General features: G+C 68.5%; 1 protein-coding gene. It reads left to right on the plus strand.

Annotation, left to right across the window (positions count from 1 at the left end; genetic code table 11):
• Positions 1-235, plus strand: a 235-nt coding sequence (locus XH84_RS31715) for an ATP-binding protein (RefSeq protein WP_164937404.1), incomplete at both ends; no start/stop codon positions are given.

The raw sequence follows: 235 nt of genomic DNA on the forward strand, positions 1-235 counted from the left end.
CGCGGCCGCCATCACCTCGGTCTCCGGCCGCGGCGTCGGCATGGACGTGGTGCGCACCAATATCGATCAGATCGGCGGCACCATCGACATCAAGTCGGTGGCCGGCGAAGGATCTTCGGTCACCATCAAGATCCCGCTGACGCTGGCCATCGTCTCCGCGCTGATCGTGGAAGCTGCCGGCGACCGCTTCGCGATCCCGCAGCTCTCGGTGGTCGAGCTGGTGCGGGCCCGCGCC

Origin of the sequence: Bradyrhizobium nanningense (assembly GCF_004114535.1) — a bacterium.
Lineage (GTDB): Bacteria > Pseudomonadota > Alphaproteobacteria > Rhizobiales > Xanthobacteraceae > Bradyrhizobium > Bradyrhizobium nanningense.